Here is a 22,311-nt window from a genome sequence, read left to right as displayed (position 1 = left end):
AGGTCTAAAACCCAAAATCTGGCTACCCGGTATTAAACGCGAGTTACTGGCAAAAGCCTTGAGAAATCATTCATGAATAAGCTGTGTTTATTAGGTCTGCTGGTCGGTCTGGCCAGTCAATCGGTAATGGCCGACGCCACTTCCACTGCCGCTCCATCCGCCCAAGCCACACTGCAAGCCAAGAATGCCTTCATCTCCAAGCTGATGAAACAGATGACCCTCGATGAGAAGATAGGTCAGTTACGTCTTATCAGCATCAGCGGCGAGATGCCTCAGCCAAAGATTCTCAAGGAAATTGCCGCTGGAAGAATCGGTGGAACATTCAACTCCATTACACGCTCGGAAAACCGCCCATTGCAAGAAGCGGCTGTAAGCCAGAGCCGCCTGAAAATTCCGATGTTCTTCGCCTATGACGTGATTCATGGCCATCGCACGATTTTCCCGATCAGCCTGGGCATGGCGGCCAGCTGGGACATGGACGCCATCGCCCTGACCGGCCGGATCTCCGCCAAGGAAGCCAGCGCCGACGGCCTGGACATGACGTTTGCACCGATGGTCGATATCTCCCGTGACCCACGCTGGGGTCGCAGTTCCGAAGGTTTTGGCGAAGATACCTATCTGGTGTCGCGCATCTCCGAAGTGATGGTCAAGTCCTTCCAGGGCAAGAGCCCTGCTGCCAATGACAGCATCATGGCAGCCGTCAAACACTTCGCCCTGTATGGCGCGGTCGAAGGCGGACGCGACTACAACACCGTGGACATGAGCATGACGCGCATGCACCAGGATTACCTCCCACCTTACCGCGCAGCCATCGATGCCGGTGCCGGCGGGGTCATGGTCGCTCTCAACTCCATCAACGGCGTTCCGTCCACCTCCAACATGTGGCTGATGCAAGATCTGCTGCGCAAGGACTGGGGCTTCAAGGGCGTGACCATCAGCGACCACGGCGCCATCAAGGAGTTGATCGAGCACGGCGTGGCCAAGGATTATCGCGAAGCGGCCAAGCTGGCGATCAAGGCCGGCGTCGACCTGAGCATGAACGACGTGGCCTATGGCGAGCAATTGCCGGGGCTGGTGAAGGATGGCGAGGTTTCCATGAAGGAAATCGACAACGCCGTACGCGAAGTGCTGGGTGCCAAGTACGACATGGGCCTGTTCGCCGCGCCTTACGGCCGTATCGGCGTTGCTGCCGATGATCCGGCCGACACCTATTCCGACGATCGCCTGCACCGCGCAGAAGCCCGCGATGTGGCCCGCAAGACCCTGGTCCTGCTGAAAAACCAGAACGAAACCCTGCCTCTGAAGAAGGAAGGGACCATCGCCGTGATTGGCGGCCTGGCCAAGAGTCAGCTCGACATGCTGGGCAGCTGGTCCGCAGCCGGTCGGCCGCACCAGTCGGTCACCGTCTACGACGGTCTGGCCAATGCCGTCGGCGACAAGGCCAAACTGGTTTATGCCCGTGGCGCCAACGTCAGCGACAACGAACACATCCTCAACTACCTGAACTTCATCGAGCACGAAGTCGAAGTCGACCCGCGTCCGGCCCAGGAAATGATCGACGAAGCCGTGAAAGTGGCCGAGCAGTCCGACGTGATCGTGGCCGTGGTGGGTGAGTCCCGTGGCATGTCCCATGAATCGGCAAGCCGCAGCAGCCTGAACATTCCAGGCAAGCAGCGCGATCTGATCAAGGCCCTGAAAGCCACCGGCAAGCCTCTGGTGCTGGTATTGATGAATGGCCGCCCACTGGTGCTGGTCGACGAAAACGAACAGGCCGATGCCATCCTCGAAACCTGGTTCCCGGGCACCGAAGGCGGCAATGCCGTGGCTGACGTACTGTTTGGTGACTACAACCCGTCGGGCAAACTGGCCATGTCTTTCCCGCGCTCGATTGGCCAGTTGCCGGTCTACTACGCACACCTGAACACCGGTCGCCCTTACACGCCGGGCAAGCCGGGCAACTACACCTCGCACTACTTCGAGGAACCCAACGGCCCGCTGTTCCCGTTCGGCTATGGTCTGAGCTACACAAGCTTCGATGTTTCCGACATCAAGCTGTCGGACAGCAAGATGGCCCGCAAAGGCAAGCTGACCGCCAGTGTCACCGTCAAGAACACCGGCAAGGTCGCTGGCACCACCATCGTGCAGTTGTACTTGCGTGATGTCGCGGCTTCGATCAGCCGTCCGGTGAAAGAGCTGAAGAACTTCGAGAAAGTCACCCTCGAGCCGGGCGAGGAGAAAGTCGTGAACTTTACCCTCAGCGAGGACGACCTGAAGTTCTACGACTCGAAGCTGAAATACGCTGCCGAGCCGGGTGAGTTCAACGTCATGATCGGCCTCGACTCCGAAGCCGTGAAACAGACAAGCTTCACCCTGCTGTAAATGCCGATAACGGCGTATTCGCGAGTGCCTGCGCTTGCGAATACGCCGGTTTTGAAACCCCAGGCAGCCCGCGCGATATGATTCTCAGACATCGCAACTTGCGTATCTCCCTGTATATCGTCCTGATTCTGGCCGGAGCCGCCCTGTCCGCCGGCGTGGCCATGCTCCAGGCGCAGCGACATGCCCTGTCACAGGAAGCCACCCGTGCCAGCGGACAGATGGCGCTGTACGCCAACACCCTTCATACCCTGATCGAACGCTATCGTGCCCTGCCCTCGGTGCTGGCGCTCGATGCCGAAATTCGCACGGCAGTGAGCGGTCCGCTCACCGAAAGTGCCCGGCTTTCGCTCAATCTCAAGCTGGAAAAAATCAACGAGGCCGCCCACTCCTCGTCTCTGGAACTGCTTGATCGAAACGGGCTGGCCGTAGGAGCCAGCAACTGGCGACACCCCAACAGCTATGTCGGGCACAACTACGGGTTTCGCCCCTACTTTCAACAGACCAGAACCCAGGGCATCGGACGCTTCTATGCCGTCGGTGTCACGACCGGCATTCCGGGCTATTTTCTGTCCAATGCCGTGCTGGACGATGAGGGCAATTTCGGCGGAGCCATGGTGGTGAAGCTGGAGTTTCCCACTATCGAACAGGAATGGAGCCAGGGTGACGATCTGCTGCTGGTCAGCGATAACAAAGGCATTGTCTTCATCGCCAGCCGCAGTGAATGGCGCTATCGCGAACTGGAACCCATTTCCCTCGAAAACCGTGCAGAGCTGTTGCGCACTCGCCAGTACGACAAGAAACCGCTGTCGCCGCTGCGCAGCCGTATCCTCGATCAGGTCGGACCGCATAGTCATTTGAGCCGGGTCGACGGCCCGGACGGCACGATTGACTACCTTTGGCAGTCCATGCCGCTTCCCGACGAAAACTGGACATTGCACCTGCTGCGCAAACCGCAACTGGTCAATGACGACATCCGCAATGCCGCACTGGCAGGTGCCGGTATCTGGCTGACGCTGGTATTTCTGGGGCTGTTTCTTTATCAGCGCTGGCGCCTGTCGAAGCTGCGCGAACGCAGCCGCGACGAACTGGAGCGCCAGGTGCAGGAACGGACCCGTGACTTGCGCACCGCTCAGGACGGTCTGGTGCAATCGACCAAACTGGCGGCGCTGGGGCAAATGTCTGCGGCGCTGGCCCACGAAATCAACCAGCCGCTGACAGCCCAGCGCATGCAACTGGCGACCTTGCGCCTGCTGCTCGATCAAGGTCGCATCGAGGATGCCTGCAAGTCACTGGACCCGCTGGATCAGCAACTGACCCGCATGAGCGCACTCACTGGCCACTTGAAAACCTTCGCCCGCAAGAGCCCCAGCGGCCTGCGTGAGCGCCTGGATCTGGCGACCGTGGTCGATCAGGCCTTGCTGTTGCTGGAGCCGCGCATTCGCGAAGAGCGGGTCAGTTGCGTACTGCACCTGTCCCGTCCAGCCTGGGTACGCGGTGATTCCATCCGCCTGGAACAGGTACTGATCAACCTGCTGCGCAACGCCCTGGACGCCATGCGCAACCAGCCCCTCAAGCGTCTGGAAGTGCGCATCGATGCCCAGGCGCAACACTGGCAACTGAGTGTCATCGACAGTGGCGGCGGTATTGCGCAGGAGCATCTGGGCAATATCTTCGATCCGTTCTTCACCACCAAACCGGTGGGCGACGGGCTTGGTCTCGGGCTGGCGGTGTCTTATGCGATCATCCATGAACTCGAGGGTCGCCTGACGGCGGAAAACCGGGATGGCGGCGCGGTTTTCCGGTTCAGCCTGCCCAATGACTTTATAGAGACTGAAAACCCATGTTGAACTCGGTCATCGTTGTCGACGACGAAGCCCCTATCCGCCAGGCCATCGAACCCTGGCTGACGCTGTCGGGCTTTCAGGTGCAGGTCTACAGCCGCGCCGAAGAATGTCTGGAGCACCTGCCCGAGCATTTCCCCGGCGTGATCCTCACTGACGTGCGAATGCCGGGCATGGGGGGGCTTGAGTTACTGGCACGGCTGCAAGCGCTGGACAAGGACTTGCCGGTGATCCTGCTCACCGGCCACGGTGATGTGCCCATGGCCGTCGAGGCCATGCGTGAAGGCGCCTACGATTTTCTGGAAAAACCCTTCAGCCCGCAGACCCTGCTCACCAACCTGAGCCGGGCCATGGAGAAACGCCAGTTGGTTCTGGAAAACCGTCGCCTGACCGAACAGGCCGACGCCCGCACCCAACTGGACGCCACGCTGCTGGGTGTATCGCCCAGCCTGCAAGTCTTGCGACGCAATGTGCTGGAGCTGTCGCAACTGCCGGTCAACGTGATCATTCGTGGCGAAACCGGCAGCGGCAAGGAACTGGTCGCCCGCTGCCTGCATGATTTCGGCCCCCGGGCCAGCAAACCCTTTGTAGCCCTCAACTGCGCCGCCATTCCCGAGCATCTGTTTGAAGCCGAACTGTTCGGCCACGAAAGCGGAGCCTTTACCGGCGCTCAGGGCAAACGCATCGGCAAACTGGAATACGCCGATGGCGGCACGCTGTTTCTCGACGAAATCGAAAGCATGCCCATGGCTCAGCAGGTCAAACTGCTGCGCGTGTTGCAGGACAAACGCCTGGAGCGGCTGGGCTCGAACCGCAGCATTGAAGTGGACCTGCGGATCGTGGCCGCAACCAAGCCGGACCTGCTGGAAGAAGCACGGGCCGGACGCTTTCGCGAAGACCTGGCCTATCGCCTGAATGTCGCGCAACTGCATCTGCCGCCACTGCGCGAACGACGCGAAGATATCGTGCAACTCTTCAATCACTTCGCCCGCACCGCAGCGGCCCGCATGGGACGCGAAGCCCCCGCCCTCAGCGCCTTGCAACTGGGGCAGTTGCTAAGCCATGACTGGCCGGGCAATGTTCGCGAACTGGCCAACGCAGCCGAGCGCCAGGCACTGGGGCTCGATAGCCCGCAAGCGCCACAGCAGGGACAATCCCTGGCGGCGCAACAGGAGGCGTTCGAAGCTCAATGTCTGCGCGCCTCCCTGACCCGTCATAAAGGCGATATCAAATCCGTGCTCAATGAGCTGCAACTGCCACGCCGCACCTTCAACGAAAAGATGCAGCGTCACGGGCTGGTGCGAGAGATGTTTCTGACATGAAACTATTCATGTAATCGACCGATCAACCTTATCCCCCTTTAGAATCCGGACAGTGAATACGCAAGGAGAAAGCATCACATGATCGTCGGTATAGATTTGGGCACGACCAACAGTCTGGTCGCCGTCTGGCGCGATGGCAAAACCCAGCTGGTTGCCAACGCACTGGGCGAAATGCTGACGCCCAGCGTGGTAGGGCTGGACGACGATGATCAGATCCTGGTGGGCAAGGCCGCACGCGAGCGCCTGCAGACTCATCCCTCCAGAACCGCGGCACTGTTCAAGCGCCATATGGGCAGCGCGCAGAAGGTCAGCCTGGGAGCAAACGCATACCGACCCGAAGAGCTTTCGGCACTGGTCCTCAAGAGCCTCAAGGCCGATGTGGAACGGGCTTTCGGTGAAACCGTGACCGAGGCCGTGATCAGCGTCCCCGCCTACTTCAGCGACGCCCAGCGCAAGGCCACTCGGGTGGCAGGCGAACTGGCAGGCCTGAAAGTCGACAAGCTGATCAATGAACCCACCGCAGCAGCACTGGCCTACGGGCTGCACCAGAAAGAAGGCGAAACCTCGTTTCTGGTGTTCGACCTGGGTGGCGGCACCTTCGATATCTCGATTCTTGAACTGTTCGATGGCGTGATGGAAGTACGCGCCAGCGCCGGGGACAACTTTCTGGGTGGTGAGGACTTCGACCTTGCGCTGGTGGATCACTTCATCGACCTGCATCGCAACGAGGCCGACTTCCCGCCCAAGGCCAGCATCGGCCCGTCATTGCGCCGCGAAGCCGAGCGCGTGCGCAAGGCGCTGGGACAGGACAGCAGCGCCGAGTTCGTGCTGCGGCATGCGGATCGCGAGTGGCGCAAGAGCATTACCCAGGAACAACTGAGCGAGTTGTATGCGCCGTTGCTGTCCCGCTTGCGCGCCCCCATCGAGCGGGCCCTGCGAGACGCGAAAATCCGCGTGGCCGACCTCGACGAAATCCTGCTGGTGGGCGGCACCACACGCATGCCCCTGATCCGCAAACTCGCGGCCGGGCTGTTCGGGCGCTTTCCATCCATCACTCTCAACCCCGATGAAGTGGTCGCACAGGGCGCTGCCATCCAGGCGGCGCTCAAGCAAAGAGACGCGGCGCTGGAAGAGATTGTCCTGACCGATGTGTGTCCTTATACGCTGGGTATCGAAACCTCCAACCGCTTCGGCAACTCCATCGAAGGCGGTCATTACCTGCCGATCATCGAGCGCAACAGCGTGGTTCCGGTCAGTCGCGTCAAAACCGTGCAGACCCTGAGCGACAACCAGAAGCATGTGCTGGTGAAGATCTATCAGGGCGAAAGCCGTCTGGTGAAAGACAACATTGCCCTGGGTGAACTGGATATTCCGATCCCGCCCGCCAAGGCCGGTGAAGTCGAGCTGAATGTGCGCTTCACCTACGACAACAACGGTCTGCTGGAGGCCGATGTACAGATCCCGATGACCGGCCAGAGCCACAAGCTGGTGATCGAGAACAACCCCGGCGTGATGACCCCGCAGGAAATCCAGGAACGCCTCAAAGTGCTGGAATCACTCAAGGTTCACCCGCGTGAGCAGCAGGTCAATACACACCTGAGCGCCCGGCTGGAACGGCTGTATCAGGAATACCTGGGCGAAGCCCGGGAAATGATCGGCTATTGGGCCAGCCAGTTCCAGCGTGTGCTGGAAACCCAGGATGATCGTCAGATCAGCGAAATGCGCAAGAGCCTCGAACAAGAGATCGATCGTTTCGAGCGGGGCGAGAGGTAACAGGGATGAATTGCTGGAACGTCCTTGAACTGGACAGAAATGCCGACGAGCGCAGCATCAAGCGCCAATACGCAAAGCTTCTGAAAGTGAACCGGCCCGACGAGGACCCGGACGCCTTTCAACGCTTGCGCGACGCTTATGAGCAGGCGCTGGATCAGGCTCGCAATCGCGCTGAAGCGGATGACGACGAATACGAGTATCAGGAAAGCGAGGCAGGCCATGAAACCTTCGAGCCCCTGCAACTTGTAGAGATAGCTCCGGTTGCCAAAGCAACGGTCATCAGCACGCCTTCGCCTGTGGAGCAGAGCTGGTACGAGCTGGCGCAAAAGACCACAGCGCAAGACCTGCATACGCAACATCAGTTGGCCAGGGATCTGGGAGCCGATGCACAGTTTCAGCAGCATCTGGTACAGCGCTGCCTGATCGACACCGCCGAAAACCTGCCACTGCTCAAGGCGGCGGTAGCCCGACTGCAATGGCTGACGCCCTGGCAAAAGGTGACGCTCAGTGCCCATCAGGAGAAACGCCTGACCCAGGCATTGCTCGATGAAACCCTGCCTCGTCTGCAAGCGCTACTGGAAAGCCAGCAGGAACGTCAGTTCCTGGAGGAACTGAAAGCCCTTGAACAACAATCCTGGCTGGAAAAACTGGAGCATCGCGAGCACCTGCAACGCTGGACCATGACCCTGCTGATCAATACACGGGACTGGACACCGGCCTTGTTCGAGCGCATCTGCCAGCTCTTCGACTGGGATCAGAAACATTACGCCCCGACCGATCCGCCCTCGCTGTGGCAGCGGCTTGTCGAGCGCTGCGAACAATACGGTTTTTCCAAACGCCTGGAAGAGTTGCTGACCGAGCACAGCCATCACGGCGATGCCGCGAAGCTGCTGCTCGAACCGCCGCCACTGGACACACAACTGCGCATGGCCAGAAACAGCGACCCGGCAGTCTGGGAAGGTTGCGAGCAACTCTCGGAGGACCTGACCTATCGCTATCCGGAAGCACTGCAGCAGTACCCGGACGCCGACCTCACCAGTTGGCGGAAGCTTTATGACCAGGTGCGCTTCAATTCCTACCTGAGAGCTTATCTGTTCGGGTTCGTATTCATCCTGATGGCCGGCATTGTTCCTACGTCCAGGGCTGGAAAATTCGATCTGTTCTACACGATTTTCACGGCACTCAGCTTGCCGGTGGTGATTCTGCTGGTGTTCTACGTGTTCATGTCGTTCTGGAGGCCGGTGTCCGCCTCCTTTGCTTCCGTGGATGAATACCTGAGTGAACGGCTGCTGCCTCGCTGGCTGAGCTGGCCGGGTCATCAGGCATTGCTGCTGCGTCATGGCATCCCGACAGTCGTCGTCGGTATGGCCTTTTTCAATAGCGGACCGGTTGCAGTGGTCTCCTACCTCATCTTGCTGACGGCCTGGATAATCCTTTCACCGTACCGGATCTCCCTATTTCAAAGTTATTGCGCAGAAAAGACCGGGGGATGGAGACGCGTAAAGCACTACTGCTCGGAGAATATCGGCAAGGGTGTGATGATCATCCTGGGCCTGATGCTCGCCTTTGTACTGGCCGTACTGATTTTCGGTCCCGGCCATCCTCGATAAACCAGCGCCTCGCTAAAATCGGCAATTTTCCGCTTATCCAGAAAGACCGGATAGGCGGATTTCCGCTCACTTTATTCCCTCCTCCCCTCTGGAACGGGCCTCTCGGGCCTGGCACAACTCCTGCTATAGCTCAGGTCAGGCCGCGTGCAGCTGCCTTCTAAAAATAATGACTCAAGGAACACCATGGATACTTCCAACTCCCTCTCGCAAGAGTCGGCTGGCGGACACGCCGCTGAAAAATCCACCTCCAGCCGCCTCAAGTCGATCTTCAGCGGCTCGGTCGGCAACATGGTCGAGTGGTATGACTGGTACGTCTATGCCGCCTTCTCGTTGTACTTCGCCAAAGTCTTCTTCCCCAAGGGCGACAGCACCGCACAACTGCTCAACACCGCCGCAATCTTTGCCGTAGGCTTTCTGATGCGTCCGATCGGTGGCTGGCTGATGGGTCTGTACGCCGACTACAAGGGACGCAAGGCAGCCTTGATGGCTTCGGTACTGCTGATGTGCTTCGGCTCGCTGATCATTGCCCTGACACCGGGCTATGAAACCATCGGCGTCGGCGCTCCGATCCTGCTGGTCCTGGCTCGCCTGATGCAAGGTCTGTCGGTGGGTGGTGAATACGGCACCTCGGCAACCTACCTCAGTGAAATGGCCACCAAGGAGCGGCGCGGCTTCTTCTCCAGCTTCCAATACGTCACCCTGATTTCCGGCCAGCTCATCGCTCTGGCAGTGCTGATCGTTCTGCAACAGATCCTGACCACCGAAGAGCTGCACAGCTGGGGCTGGCGCATTCCGTTCGCCATCGGAGCCCTGTGTGCCGTGGTTGCGCTGTTCCTGCGTCGCGGCATGGAAGAAACCGAGTCCTTTACCCGCAAGCAGAAAGACGACAAGCCCAAGGAAAGCCTGATGCGCACTCTGATGCGCCATCCCAAGGAGTTGATGACCGTCGTCGGCCTGACCATGGGCGGCACCCTGGCCTTCTACACCTACACCACTTACATGCAGAAGTATCTGGTGAACACGGTGGGCATGAGCATCAGCGACTCGACCACCATTTCGGCCGCAACGCTGTTCCTGTTCATGTTGCTGCAACCGGTCATTGGCGGGCTGTCCGACAAGATCGGCCGTCGCCCGATCCTGATCGCCTTCGGCGTATTGGGTACCCTGTGCACTGTGCCGATCCTGACCACCCTGCACACCATCCAGACCTGGTGGGGCGCGTTCTTCCTGATCATGGCCGCACTGATCATCGTCAGCGGCTACACCTCGATCAACGCCGTAGTCAAAGCCGAGCTGTTCCCGACCGAAATCCGCGCCCTGGGTGTAGGCCTGCCTTATGCACTGACCGTATCGATCTTCGGCGGCACGGCTGAATACATCGCTCTGTGGTTCAAGAGCATCGGCATGGAAACCGGCTACTACTGGTATGTCACAGCCTGTATCGCCTGTTCGCTGCTGGTGTATGTGTTCATGAAAGACACCCGCAAGCATTCGCGCATCGAAACCGACTGATCTAGCGTTGCATTGATGATCAAGGGCAGCCAGCGTCATGGGCTGCCCTTTTTCATGGGCAAGTGAACATGACAAGTTGTTTCAGACTGGTGCGCCTTTTAGTCGATTTTTGCATGCAAGCCCTTAATTTTATTTATTTTTTAATTTGTCAAGAGGTTTTATTACAAACTTTTTCAGGAAATGCACCAAAAATAGCCATTCCCCGCTGAAAGGCCCGAAAAACGGGCGATGCGACTTACTATCATTTTCAGCGATGGTGGGTAGCAATCCGATTAACTTCTTAATAATCACCAGCCCCGTAACATTGCCTCCATACCGGGATGACAACTCACCCGACCCAAACTGGAGACACATCATGAAAACCACCAAACTGATTTTCGGCCTCGCTTTCTCTGTTCTGGCTTCGACTGCTTTCGCACTGCCAGCCATCAATGCCAACGACTCGTTGAATGCACCTGTAGTTGCTGAAGGTGGTTCGAATAACACCAATATCGGCCCGAACCGTCAGACTTCCGATGGTGCCGACCGTGTAGGTGCAAACCGTCTGGCCGCCGATGGCGCTGATCGCGTCGGTGCAAACCGCCTGACTTCCGATGGTGCCGACCGTGTAGGTGCAAACCGTCTGGCTGCCGATGGCGCTGATCGCGTCGGTGCAAACCGCCTGACTTCCGATGGTGCTGATCGTGTAGGTGCAAACCGTCTGGCCGCCGATGGCGCTGACCGCGTCGGTGCAAACCGTCGGGTCTGATAACCCCACGTGACACTCAAGCCCGGCCAGTGCCGGGCTTTGTTGTTTCCAGGGCCGGGTCTACTATGGGCAACTCCCCGACACCGTGGTTATCAGGAATCAAACCATGTCAGACGATATTCACTCCTACGAACCGGCCAAAGGCCATGGTCTGCCGCACGATCCGTTCAACGCTATCGTAGGTCCGCGCCCCATTGGCTGGATTTCCTCTCAGGACAGCCAGGGCAGACTGAATCTCGCGCCTTACAGCTTCTTCAACGCTTTCAACTACATTCCACCGATCATCGGTTTTTGCAGTGTCGGGCGCAAAGACAGCCTCAACAACATCGAGCAGACCGGCGAGTTCGTCTGGAACCTGTCCACCCGCGCCCTGGCCGAAGCCATGAACCAGAGCTGCGCAGCCGTGCCGCCGGATGTGAATGAATTCGAGCTGGCCGGTCTGACACCACTGGCCTCGAAGATCGTTGCCGTGCCTCGCGTGCTGGAAACACCGGTATCGTTTGAATGCAAGGTCACCCAGATCGTGCAACTGCAGCGCGCCGACAAGGAGTTGGTGCCAAGCTGGCTGATTCTGGGGGAAGTGGTGGCGGTGCATATCGCCAAGTGGCTGCTCAAGGATGGCGTCTACGATACAGCAGCCGCCGAACCCATCCTGCGCGGTGGCGGTCCGGCAGACTACTTCCAGTTGGGGCCTGAAGCACTCTTCAAGATGCACCGGCCAACAGTCTGATTACACGCCAGCCCACACCAGTTCACCTTCGGCATCCACGTCGGTCAGCCGCTCCAGTTCCTGGGTGGCGGCCAGATCGGCGTCATGGGCGGTCTTGAACTTTTCTCCCGGCAGGACGGGATGAAAACGTGGCGCACCGCCCGCCTCCAGAGCCTTTACCGCAATCGCCGCGCGGTAACCGCCCTCACCGGGAATAACGGCGGAAACCGCCTCGAATGCATTGAATACCTTGCGAGCCATGGATAGCGAACCTGTCTGATGGATAAATCGAAGGGGCATATTCTAATGCTGCGACACGCTGGAGCGAATTCATTCGCTCCAGCCGGTTGACCTGAAATTCTTGTCCTACAATTACCTCATGCCCTTCTGTAGTGGGAATGAGGAATGCACCATGAACGTAAAAATAAAAAAATGCATGGCTGTATTGGGTGTACTCACAGTGGTCGGTATGTATGCGGTGGGTGCCTATCGTATTGAAATGGCGCGTCAGACGCCCAAGGTTGCGGTCTGCACCTTTGGCCATTGCGTGCCGACGGCTGCAACGTTCAGCGCGTTGCGATGACCACCGCGTCATAGGTCATCCGCCTCAAACAAAGTCAGCTATCGATTAGCAGGCTATCGGACTAGACTGGTCAAATTTCCCTCCGGCCTTCAGGTTTTAACTTGACCAGTCTTGCGCAAACCACTCCGACCATTCGCAGCATTTTATTCGCACTGATGATGGCCGTATTTCTCAGTGCTCTGGACCAGACGATCGTGGCCGTCTCGATGCCGGCGATCTCCGCTCAATTCAAGGATATCGACCTGCTGGCCTGGGTAATCGCAGCCTATATGGTGGCGCTGACCGTTGCCGTACCCATCTACGGCAAGCTGGGAGACCTGTATGGACGCCGCAGGCTCATGCTGTTCGGCCTCGGTCTGTTTACCCTTGCATCGTTGTTATGCGGGTTTGCCCAGAGCATGGAGCAACTGGTACTGGCAAGGGTGCTTCAAGGGATCGGCGCGGGCGGCATGGTGTCGGTCAGCCAGGCGATCGTCGCCGACATCGTCCCGCCTCGCGAACGGGGACGTTACCAGGGTTATTTCAGCAGCATGTACGCCGTCGCCAGCGTAGCCGGGCCGGTACTGGGCGGCCTGATGACTGAATACCTGTCCTGGCGCTGGGTGTTTTTGATCAATCTGCCTCTGGGCATCGTGGCACTGATCGTGGCCTGGCGCTCCCTCAAGGGCCTGCCCGTACCTCAACGCAAACCGGTCATCGATTATCTGGGGACGGTACTGATGATCATCGGCCTGACCAGCCTGTTGCTGGGCATCACCGAAATCGGTCAGGGCCACGGCCTGGACAATCCCCGGATCCTGATCATGCTGGGTATCGCCCTGTTCACGTTGTCGCTGTTCGCCTGGTACGAGCGCAAGGTTCAGGAACCGCTGCTGCCCATGCACCTGTTTGCCAACCGCAGCGCTGTGCTGTGCTGGAGCGCGGTGTTCTTCACCAGCTTCCAGGCCATCTCGCTGATCGTGCTGATGCCGATGCGTTATCAGACCGTCACCGGCGGCGGTGCCGACAGTGCGGCTCTGCACTTGCTGCCATTGGCAATGGGGATTCCCATCGGTGCCTATTGCGCAGGCCGAAGGACTGCTGTGACCGGCCACTACAAGCCCCTGATTCTGGCCGGTGCGGTGCTCATGCCCATCGCCATTCTGGGCATGGCATTCACTCCTGCACAATCGATCCTGCTCACCAGCCTGTTCATGGTCCTGACCGGCATTGCCAGTGGCATGCAATTCCCCACCTCACTGGTCGGTAGCCAGAGCGCGGTAGCGATCAAGGATATTGGCGTGGCAACCAGCACCTCCAACCTGTTCCGCTCACTGGGCGGTGCCGTCGGTGTCGCGATGATGTCGGCCCTGCTGCTGGCCATGCTGCAAGACACAGGGATCGGCCAGCTCGAACCCGGTTCGCTGGGTGGCGAAGGCAGTACGGGCAATGCCTTGATCGACAGCCTCAATACCACCAGCGGCCCGGCCCTCGAAGCCTTGCGTGCAGAACTGGCGGTGACCTTCCGTCATTTGCTGATGATCAGCGCGGCAGTTTCGCTGCTGGGTCTGGCGACAGCACTGATCATGCCTGACCAGGTGCTGCGCGGTGCAGAGCGGAAATAAGGCTCAGTCGTCCTGCTGCGCCCAGAACCACTGGGTGCGGCCGACCTTGATATGGGCGAATGCAGGCATGATTTCACCCTGAGTGAAAAAGCGGCGGGAACGCACCTTGGCATTGCTGAACCAGTAGCCGGATCTTGGACAGGCATCGCCTGCATTGACCGGCGGGACAGGCTTCTCGTCGAAACGGGCATACCACTGCGCAGTGGTTTCCTTGGTAAATCCCACTCCCGGAACCAGATAAGGGTGAAGACAGCCGGTATCCTGCAGGCGGATCGGTTTGATGACCTTGTTGACCTCCCTGTAGACGTCGGGGGCCACTCCCCCGCTGCCCAGTTGCGGCACTGCGCCGGCACGAATCATCAAGCCGTTGCTGTAAGTATGAAAAACGATGTCGCTGCAGCCACTCAACTTGCCCCGCACCCTGTCGCTACCGCCAAGCCGTTTTACGAACGACTCGCCCAATACGGTGTACCAGCCCACCCCCTTGATGTGCTCAAGCAGTCGCAGGCTTTCTATATGCGGGCCGGGATCGACCATCAACCCGGGATACTCCTGGGCGAACTGATACTCCAGTGGCAGGTAATGGTGTCCGTCCCCCGGCAGCACGCAGGCCAGACTGCCAAACCCATGCTCGGCTCGGACCTCGCTGCACAGGTATCTGATCCAGTCTTCATAACGTTTCAGGCCATCGGACTCGGCCAGATATGACCAGGGCAAAACCATCTTCAGACAGGAACGGTCATTGTCGGCCTGGCCTTGCGAGGTGTTCATCACAAACAGACTGTAGGTGGCGACCTCGGCCTGGGTAGCGCTGGCGATGGACCAGGCGAACTGCACATCCGGCGGACTTTGCAGAATCTGACGCCTGCACGAAGCAAACCCCGAGGCCGTAAGGCGCCGCATCCGGTTATAGAGCTGCCATTTGAGCATCGGTTTGAAGGCGTCATAGAAGCGCGAGAAACAGGCCTCGACACGACGCTTGGCTTCTTGTGTATGGCCCTGCTTGAAATACAGGGTAGTGATCAGTCCAAGACGGACAACCGGGACACCTTCGGAACAATCCACCGCCAGGTGTTCAGATTGAGCATCAAGCCGAGCCAATAACCTCACAGGGTCAGATAAGGTTTCTGACATGACCCGTCCTCCCGATGATCCTTCGGATCAGGGTGGCGTCCATGCCGTACACAGAAGGTTCTGCCGTGACCAGAGTTGCTGCCCTCCTGCGACAGCCGGAACGGGCTATTTCGATAGTGATGAAGTTGCTGTCGACTTCAGAGCATATGGGCGCAAGATTCAATAAAAACATGCAACCTCCTCCCGTTTGTTTGTTAAGGGACGAAGATTGAAGGGAGTTTGAGAGCGGAGCAATACACGGAAATCAGTTTGGGAAATCAGCTACATGCTTCGAGAAATGTCCTACCTGACTCCTACAAAGCCATTGTCATCCCAAGGCTTTTATATAGCCGTGAAGAAGATGCACTGAGGCCGCAAAGGTAAACAATAGGTAAACAACCTATCCAAAGCGCGGGGGATTGGCGTTATATGCTGGCCTGTACGTGCAGGTCAGGACTATATTGACCTGCCGCACAGCCAGGGTGGTTCTCAGGCCCGCAAGGCAGGGCTGTACTGCAACATGTCCATGCAACTGTCGACGAGTTGCTCGGCACTCCCGGACAGCGAAAAGCTTTCGGGGACCAGCAGCCATTGATACATGACGCCATTGATATAGGAAAACAGGCTGACCGCAGCGCGTGTAACGTCCAGCGAGGCAGGCAATTGCCCACGGCGTACGGCATTGCTCAACGCGAGGCGGATCCGCTCATGACACAAGATGGTGTTGGCTTGACGCTGACGCCGAAAATCGCACATTTCATCCGTGAACTCGCACTTGTGGAAAAGGATTTCGTTGATGCGCCGTGTTTTCGGGTCGACTGCAATGTCATGAAACAAACGAACCAACAGCTTTCTCATGCACCCCAGCGGGTCGACTTCGTTTTCATCTTCGCTGGCTTGAGCCATGTCCTCGAGCGGTTCCTTCAGGCTGTCGAGCATCGCCTGCACCAGTTCGGCCTTGTTGGTGAAGTGCCAATAGATAGCCCCGCGTGTCACGCCAGCAAGCGTCGCGATATCGGCGAGCGTCGTGCGGGCAACGCCCCGCTCGTAGAAGGCTTGTTCGGCAGCCTGCAGAATCTGACTGCGAGTAACCTGGGCTTCCTCTTTGGTGCGGCGGACCATGGCAATAAACCTCAAAAAATTCTTCAGGGCCGTACAACAAGGCCTGAAAACAGGGTCGGGCGGCATTTGTGCGGCCTTGTCCCGAGCTTGCAATCGCCAGCCTCTGAGCTGGCAAGAAGATGTTTACAAACAACCGTGAATGTAAGTATATTCCTTAGCATGCTACTTATCTAGCCGAAATATTTTTTTACATTTCCAACTCCCTTGCGTAAACAGGCTCCTGCCCCCGAGGATCTTCATGCAATTCAAGCCAGCTGTTACCGTTCTGGTCACTGCCGTCGCCCTGGCAACAATGCTCAGTGGCTGTAGTAAGAAGGAAGAGGCGGCACCGCCGGCTCAGATCCCTCAGGTCGGCGTCGTAACCCTCAAAGCCCAGCCTTATGCCCTGACCACAGAGCTTCCCGGCCGCACCACAGCCTTCCGCGTGGCCGAAGTGCGCCCGCAGGTCAACGGCATCATTCTCAAGCGTCTGTTCACTGAAGGCGGCGATGTCAAAGCTGGCCAGCAGCTGTATCAGATCGACCCGGCTCTTTATGAAGCGACCGCCACCAGCGCCCAGGCCACCTTGCAGTCGGCCAGGTCCCTGGCTGATCGCTACAAGCAACTGGTGAGCGAGCAAGCCGTGAGTCGCCAGGAGTACGACACGGCCGTAGCGTCCAGCCAGGAAGCCCAGGCCGCCCTGCAGACCGCCCAGATCAACCTGCGCTACACCAAGGTGCTGGCACCGATCTCGGGTCGCATCGGTCGCTCCGCCGTCACCGAAGGTGCGCTGGTCAGCAGTGCCCAGACCGAAGCCATGGCAACCATTCAGCAGCTCGACCCGATCTACGTCGACGTTGTGCAATCTTCGGCAAACATGCTGAAACTTCGTTCAGACCTCGAAAGTGGCAAGCTGCAGAAGGCAGGCGACAACGCCGCCAAGGTCAAGCTGACTCTGGAAGACTCCAGCGTCTATCCGCTGGAAGGCAAACTGGAATTCTCGGAAGTTTCGGTTGATCAGGGCACCGGTTCCGTAACCCTGCGCGCTGTCTTCCCGAACCCTGAACATCGCCTGCTGCCAGGCATGTTCGTTCACGCCCAGTTGCAGGCCGGTGTCAGTGCCCAGGCCATCCTCGCGCCGCAGCAAGGTGTGACCCGCGACCAGAAAGGCACGCCGACTGCTCTTGTCGTCAACCAGGACAACAAGGTCGAACTGCGCACTCTGGTGGCCAAGCGTACCGTGGGCAGCGAGTGGCTGATCGAAGAAGGCCTCAATGCCGGCGATCGCGTCATCACCGAAGGTCTGCAGTACGTCAAACCGGGCGCGGAAGTGAAAGTCGCAGAAGCGACCAACGTCAAAGGAGCAAACCCGGCGCCTGCCCCGGCCACTGAAAAAGCCGCAGGCAGCAAAGGGGAGTAACCCATGTCGAAATTCTTTATCGATCGCCCGATTTTCGCCTGGGTAATCGCCCTGGTGATCATGCTGGTCGGCTCCCTGTCGATCCTCAGCCTGCCGATCAACCAGTACCCGAGCATCGCGCCGCCAGCCATCGCGATCCAGGTGACCTACCCGGGTGCCTCTGCACAGACCGTGCAGGACACCGTGGTGCAGGTCATCGAGCAACAGCTCAACGGTATCGACAACCTGCGTTATGTCAGCTCGGAAAGTAACTCCGACGGCAGCATGACCATCACTGCGACCTTCAACCAGGGGACCAACCCGGATACAGCGCAGGTCCAGGTGCAGAACAAACTGAACCTGGCCACACCGCTGTTACCTCAGGAAGTCCAGCAGCAGGGCATCCGTGTCACCAAGGCAGTGAAAAACTTCCTGATGGTGATCGGTCTGGTGTCCGAAGATGGCAGCATGGGCAAGGAAGACCTTGCCAACTACATCGTGTCGAACATGCAGGACCCGATTTCCCGGACTTCCGGTGTGGGTGACTTCCAGGTGTTCGGTGCCCAGTACGCCATGCGTATCTGGCTCGACCCGGCCAAGCTGAACAACTTCCAGTTGACTCCGGTTGATGTCAGCAGCGCCATCACCGCCCAGAACGTCCAGGTTTCTTCCGGTCAACTGGGTGGCCTGCCCGCCATCAGCGGCCAGCAACTGAACGCCACCATCATCGGCAAGACCCGCCTGCAAACCGCGGAGCAGTTCGGCAATATCCTGCTGAAAGTCAACACCGACGGTTCTCAGGTACGTATCAAGGACGTCGCCACGGTAGGTCTGGGTGCAGAAAACTACAGCGTCGACTCCCAGTACAACGGCAAACCGGCTTCCGGTCTGGCGATCAAGCTGGCCCCCGGCGCCAACGCCCTGGATACCGCCAAGGCAATCCGTGCAACGATTTCCTCGCTTGAGCCGTTCTTCCCGCCAGGCATGAAAGTCGTTTACCCGTATGACACCACTCCAGTGGTCAGCGAGTCGATTTCCGGGGTTGTTCATACCCTGGGCGAAGCGATTGTCCTGGTGTTCCTGGTGATGTACCTGTTCCTGCAGAACTTCCGCGCCACGGTCATCACCACACTGACCGTCCCGGTAGTATTGCTGGGTACTTTCGGCATCCTCGCGGCCTTCGGCTTCACCATCAACACCCTGACCATGTTCGGCATGATCCTGGCCATCGGCCTGTTGGTGGACGACGCCATTGTCGTGGTGGAAAACGTCGAACGGGTCATGGCAGAAGAAAAACTGTCCCCCAGACAGGCAACCATCAAGTCCATGGAACAGATCCAGGGCGCACTGGTGGGTATTGCACTGGTTCTGTCGGCGGTTCTGCTGCCCATGGCGTTCTTCGGTGGCTCGACCGGGGTGATCTACAAACAGTTCTCGATCACTATCGTTTCGGCGATGGCGCTCTCGGTGGTTGTAGCCCTGATCTTCACCCCTGCCCTTTGCGCCACGATGCTCAAGCCCATCGACCACGAGAAGCATGGTCAACCCAAGCGTGGCTTCTTCGGCTGGTTCAACCGCACCTTCGACCGCAGCGTAGTGAGCTACGAGCGCGGCGTGGGCAATATGCTCAAGCATAAAGTCCCTGCCTACCTGGGCTATATCCTGATCTGCGCTGGCATGATCTGGATGTTCACCCGCATTCCGGCCGCGTTTCTGCCTGAAGAAGACCAGGGCGTTATCTTCGCCCAGATCCAGACGCCTGCCGGTTCGTCGTCGGAGCGTACGCAGCAAGTCATCGACAACATGCGCGAATACCTGTTGACCAAGGAAACCGGGGCCGTCAAATCGGTGTTCACGGTCAACGGCTTCAACTTCGCCGGCCGTGGCCAGAGCTCGGCCATCGCCTTCGTGATGCTCAAGCCATGGGATGAACGCTCGTCCGAAAACAGCGTTTTCGAGCTGGCCAAGCGTGCCCAGGGGCACTTCTTCAGCTTCCGCGATGCCATGGTATTCGCCGTAGTACCTCCGTCGGTACTGGAACTGGGTAACGCCACCGGTTTCGACGTTTACCTGCAAGACCAGGGCGGTGTCGGCCATGAAAAACTCATGGAAGCCCGCAACCAGTTCCTGGGCATGGCGTCCCAGAGCAAGGTTCTGGCAGGCGTGCGTCCCAACGGTCTGAACGATGAACCGCAGTACCAGTTGCTGATCGACGACGAGCGCGCCAGCGCACTGGGCATCACCCTGTCGGACATCAACAACACCCTGTCCATCGCCCTGGGTGGTCGCTACGTCAACGACTTCATCGACCGTGGTCGTGTGAAGAAGGTGTACCTGCAAGGCGATTCGGGTGCCCGGATGACACCGGAAGACCTGAACAAATGGTACGTGCGCAACAGCGCTGGCGAGATGGTGCCCTTCTCGGCATTCGCCAGCGGCAAGTGGGTCTACGGCTCTCCTAAACTGTCGCGCTATAACGGCGTGGCGGCAGAGGAAGTTCTCGGTACACCGGCTCCGGGCTACAGTACCGGCGAAGCCATGGCCGAAGTAGAAGCACTGGCCAAGAAACTGCCACCTGGCATCGGTATCTCCTGGACAGGTCTGTCCTACGAGGAGCGTCTGTCCGGTTCGCAGGCACCTGCTCTGTATGCCTTGTCCCTGCTGGTAGTCTTCCTCTGTCTGGCAGCTCTGTATGAAAGCTGGTCGATCCCGATCGCAGTCATGCTGGTGGTTCCACTGGGCGTCATCGGTGCGTTGATCGCAACCAGCATGCGCGGCCTGTCGAACGACGTGTTCTTCCAGGTAGGGTTGCTGGTGACCGTCGGTCTGGCGGCGAAAAACGCCATTCTGATCGTGGAGTTCGCCAAGGAACTCCACGAACAGGGTAAAAGTCTGGTTGACGCTGCAATTGAGGCTTGCCGGATGCGCCTGCGTCCGATCATCATGACCTCCATGGCCTTCATCCTGGGTGTTGTCCCACTGACAATTTCCACGGGCGCAGGCTCGGGCAGCCAACACTCGATCGGTACAGGCGTAATTGGCGGTATGATCACCGCCGTCGTCCTGGCCATCTTCTGGGTCCCACTGTTTTTCGTATCGATATCGGCGCTCTTCAAGAGCAAGCAGAAACCTATCTCTCACGATGAGGCTGGCCAATGAGCAAGTCCCTGATTTCTCTGGCAGTTAGCGCGTTCATTCTCAGCGGCTGCTCTTTGATTCCCGACTACAAGCAGCCGGAATCACCCGTTGCCGCGCAGTACCCGCAAGGTCCTGCCTACCTGCCGGCCGAGACCGCCGAAAGAGCTGCCGCCGAGCAAGGCTGGCGTCAGTTCTTCCGTGACCCGGCACTGCAACAGCTGATCCAGACGGCACTGGTCAACAACCGCGACCTGCGGGTCGCGGCACTGAACATCGACGCTTACCGTGCGCAATACCGCATCCAGCGTTCGGACCTGTTCCCGGCTGTATCGGCCAATGCCACAGGCTCTCGCCAGCGTGTGCCAGCGGACATGTCCACCAGTGGTCAGGCCGGCATCACCAGTTCGTACTCGGCAAACCTGGGTATCAGCTCCTATGAGCTGGACCTGTTCGGTCGCGTACGCAGCCTGAGCGAACAGGCCTTGCAGACTTACTTCGCCAGCGAAGAAGCCCGTCGCAGCACCCAGATTAGTCTGGTGGCCAACGTCGCCAATGCCTACCTGACCTGGCAGGCCGACAAGGAACTGCTCAAGCTGACTCAGGAAACCCTCAAGACCTACGAGGAAAGCTATCGCCTGACTTCGCGCAGCAATGAAGTGGGTGTCGCTTCGGCGCTGGACCTGAGCCAGTCGCGCACATCGGTCGAAAGTGCCAAGGCCAGACTGGCCCAGTACCAACGACTGGTTGCGCAGGATCAGAACAACCTGACCCTGCTGCTGGGTTCTGCCCTGCCTGACAACCTTCCTGAAGCGCAGCCGCTGTCTGCCGACCTGCTGACCGAAATGCCGGTTGGTCTGCCGTCCGACCTGCTGCAACGCCGCCCGGATATTCTGCAGGCCGAGCATAACCTGATGGCCGCCAACGCCAACATCGGGGCAGCACGCGCCGCGTTCTTCCCGAGCATCACCCTGACGGCCAATGCCGGTACAGCCAGCCCCGACCTGTCGGGACTGTTCAGGGGAGGCTCGGGCACCTGGGCCTTCCAGCCGAGCATCAACCTGCCGATCTTCAACGCCGGCAACCTGCGCGCCAGCCTGGATTACGCCAAGATCCAGAAGGAAATCAACGTCGCCAACTACGAGAAGGCGATTCAGACCGCGTTCCAGGAAGTCTCCGACGGCCTGGCCTCGCGCAAGACCTATAACGAGCAGCTCCAGGCCCAGCGCGACTTCGTCACGGCCAGCCAGGACTACTACCGTCTTGCCGAGCGTCGCTATCGCATCGGGATCGACAGTAACCTGACGTTCCTCGACGCACAACGCTCGCTGTTCAGCGCACAACAGACGCTGATCACCGATCGCCTGTCCCAGCTCACCAGCGAGGTCAACCTGTACAAGGCCCTCGGTGGCGGCTGGTACGAGCAGACCAGCAGCGCACAGCCGATAGCCAAGGAGAAACCGTCAGTTCAACTGTTCTGAT

General features: G+C 58.8%; 16 protein-coding genes. 13 read left to right on the top strand and 3 right to left on the bottom strand.

Annotation, left to right across the window (positions count from 1 at the left end; all coding sequences use genetic code 11):
• Positions 1 to 72 precede the first annotated feature (72 nt).
• From bglX to JSY17_RS04135, 8 genes are all read left to right on the top strand, one after another.
• Complete coding sequence (bglX, locus tag JSY17_RS04170; RefSeq protein ID WP_117185009.1) at positions 73 to 2,379, top strand: beta-glucosidase BglX; 2,307 nt, start codon at positions 73 to 75, stop codon at positions 2,377 to 2,379.
• A gap of 77 nt (positions 2,380 to 2,456) precedes the next feature.
• Positions 2,457 to 4,226: a sensor histidine kinase gene (locus JSY17_RS04165; RefSeq protein WP_122372102.1), complete on the top strand. Its 1,770-nt coding sequence runs from the start codon at positions 2,457 to 2,459 to the stop codon at positions 4,224 to 4,226.
• The gene (locus tag JSY17_RS04160) at positions 4,220 to 5,542 is read left to right on the top strand and encodes a sigma-54-dependent transcriptional regulator (RefSeq protein WP_117183895.1); all 1,323 of its coding nucleotides are present in this window, start codon (positions 4,220 to 4,222) and stop codon (positions 5,540 to 5,542) included. Before JSY17_RS04165 ends, JSY17_RS04160 begins: the two co-directional genes overlap by 7 nt.
• 78 nt (positions 5,543 to 5,620) lie before the next feature.
• The gene (locus tag JSY17_RS04155) at positions 5,621 to 7,315 is read left to right on the top strand and encodes a molecular chaperone HscC (protein WP_117183897.1); all 1,695 of its coding nucleotides are present in this window, start codon (positions 5,621 to 5,623) and stop codon (positions 7,313 to 7,315) included.
• A gap of 5 nt (positions 7,316 to 7,320) precedes the next feature.
• Positions 7,321 to 8,925, top strand: a complete 1,605-nt coding sequence (locus JSY17_RS04150) for a J domain-containing protein (protein ID WP_206400652.1) — start codon at positions 7,321 to 7,323, stop codon at positions 8,923 to 8,925.
• 183 nt (positions 8,926 to 9,108) lie between these two features.
• Positions 9,109 to 10,437 carry an MFS transporter gene (locus JSY17_RS04145; protein ID WP_117183901.1) on the top strand — a complete coding sequence of 443 codons (1,329 nt, stop codon included), beginning with the start codon at positions 9,109 to 9,111 and terminating at the stop codon, positions 10,435 to 10,437.
• A gap of 355 nt (positions 10,438 to 10,792) precedes the next feature.
• The gene (locus tag JSY17_RS04140) at positions 10,793 to 11,185 is read left to right on the top strand and encodes a hypothetical protein (RefSeq protein ID WP_206400651.1); all 393 of its coding nucleotides are present in this window, start codon (positions 10,793 to 10,795) and stop codon (positions 11,183 to 11,185) included.
• Between the two features lie 106 nt (positions 11,186 to 11,291).
• Entirely contained in the window at positions 11,292 to 11,915 is a 624-nt protein-coding gene (locus tag JSY17_RS04135; protein ID WP_117183907.1) for a flavin reductase family protein, read from the top strand.
• Here the strand turns inward: JSY17_RS04135 and JSY17_RS04130 are convergent, their stop codons facing one another.
• Positions 11,916 to 12,155: a hypothetical protein gene (locus JSY17_RS04130; protein WP_117183909.1), complete on the bottom strand. Its 240-nt coding sequence runs from the start codon at positions 12,153 to 12,155 to the stop codon at positions 11,916 to 11,918.
• Positions 12,156 to 12,306: 151 nt separating this feature from the next.
• Here JSY17_RS04130 and JSY17_RS04125 point away from each other — a divergent pair, with 151 nt between their 5' ends.
• Both JSY17_RS04125 and JSY17_RS04120 read left to right on the top strand, forming a co-directional pair.
• The gene (locus JSY17_RS04125) at positions 12,307 to 12,477 is read left to right on the top strand and encodes a hypothetical protein (protein ID WP_162883212.1); all 171 of its coding nucleotides are present in this window, start codon (positions 12,307 to 12,309) and stop codon (positions 12,475 to 12,477) included.
• 101 nt (positions 12,478 to 12,578) lie between these two features.
• Complete coding sequence (locus JSY17_RS04120; protein ID WP_206400649.1) at positions 12,579 to 14,081, top strand: MDR family MFS transporter; 1,503 nt, start codon at positions 12,579 to 12,581, stop codon at positions 14,079 to 14,081.
• Between the two features lie 3 nt (positions 14,082 to 14,084).
• Here JSY17_RS04120 and JSY17_RS04115 read toward each other — a convergent pair whose 3' ends face one another.
• Entirely contained in the window at positions 14,085 to 15,215 is a 1,131-nt protein-coding gene (locus JSY17_RS04115; RefSeq protein ID WP_117183913.1) for a DUF3396 domain-containing protein, read from the bottom strand.
• Between the two features lie 468 nt (positions 15,216 to 15,683).
• Entirely contained in the window at positions 15,684 to 16,316 is a 633-nt protein-coding gene (locus tag JSY17_RS04110) for a TetR family transcriptional regulator (RefSeq protein ID WP_117165923.1), read from the bottom strand.
• A 238-nt stretch (positions 16,317 to 16,554) separates the two neighbouring features.
• Here JSY17_RS04110 and JSY17_RS04105 point away from each other — a divergent pair, with 238 nt between their 5' ends.
• From JSY17_RS04105 to JSY17_RS04095, 3 genes are read left to right on the top strand one after another with little or no spacing between them, the layout of a single operon-like run.
• The gene (locus JSY17_RS04105; protein ID WP_117184999.1) at positions 16,555 to 17,715 is read left to right on the top strand and encodes an efflux RND transporter periplasmic adaptor subunit; all 1,161 of its coding nucleotides are present in this window, start codon (positions 16,555 to 16,557) and stop codon (positions 17,713 to 17,715) included.
• Between the two features lie 3 nt (positions 17,716 to 17,718).
• The gene (locus JSY17_RS04100) at positions 17,719 to 20,853 is read left to right on the top strand and encodes an efflux RND transporter permease subunit (protein WP_117165921.1); all 3,135 of its coding nucleotides are present in this window, start codon (positions 17,719 to 17,721) and stop codon (positions 20,851 to 20,853) included.
• On the top strand, positions 20,850 to 22,310 hold the full coding sequence (locus JSY17_RS04095; RefSeq protein ID WP_206400647.1) for an AdeC/AdeK/OprM family multidrug efflux complex outer membrane factor: 1,461 nt from the start codon (positions 20,850 to 20,852) through the stop codon (positions 22,308 to 22,310). Before JSY17_RS04100 ends, JSY17_RS04095 begins: the two co-directional genes overlap by 4 nt.
• Position 22,311 lies beyond the last annotated feature (1 nt).

It is taken from the genome of Pseudomonas capsici (assembly GCF_017165765.1).
Classification (GTDB): domain Bacteria; phylum Pseudomonadota; class Gammaproteobacteria; order Pseudomonadales; family Pseudomonadaceae; genus Aquipseudomonas; species Aquipseudomonas capsici.
Note: the sequence above shows the minus strand (reverse complement) of the source record. Positions and strands in the feature narration are given on the sequence as shown.